Consider the following 450-nt stretch of genomic DNA (forward strand, 5'->3'; position numbering starts at 1 on the left):
GGGAAGAACAGTGGCGGCCCGGGTGGGAATCGAACCCACGCGCGACAGATTAGAAGGCTGCTGCTCTATCCGCTGAGCTACCGGGCCATATCCGACATCCTATCGGGATTCGGCCTTGATGGCCCAGCCGACCCCAACCAGTAGCGAACATGTCTGCATCCATTTGTTCGGCGTCCTAGCCTTTCCCCGTGACTGATTCGACGCATGCAGATCCCGCCACCCCACCGGTGAAGTGGTCGTCGATCATCGTTTCGGCCTACCTACCGACGCTGATGTCCTCCCTGGGCTACGGCGCCGTGATTCCACTCATCCCACTCACCGCAGTACATATCGGAGCATCAGCAGCCCTCGCTGCCGCGATTGCCGCGCTTGTCGGTATCGGCCAAATCATCGGAGATGTGCCTGCTGGATGGCTCGTAACAAAAATTGGTGAGAAATGGTCCCTAGTGA

1 protein-coding gene and 1 tRNA gene are annotated in these 450 nt (G+C 58.9%); one reads left to right on the plus strand and one right to left on the minus strand.

Translation table 11 applies throughout. The features are described from left to right. Window positions 1-11: 11 nt before the first annotated feature. Window positions 12-87: transfer RNA gene (locus tag J5M58_RS26925), tRNA-Arg, on the minus strand. A gap of 101 nt (window positions 88-188) precedes the next feature. Here J5M58_RS26925 and J5M58_RS26930 point away from each other — a divergent pair. Further along, the coding region (locus J5M58_RS26930; RefSeq protein WP_207880456.1) for a hypothetical protein at window positions 189-450 on the plus strand (262 nt) is incomplete at its 3' end.

It is taken from the genome of Pseudomonas sp. 32_A (assembly GCF_017490905.1).
GTDB lineage: Bacteria > Pseudomonadota > Gammaproteobacteria > Pseudomonadales > Pseudomonadaceae > Aquipseudomonas > Aquipseudomonas inefficax.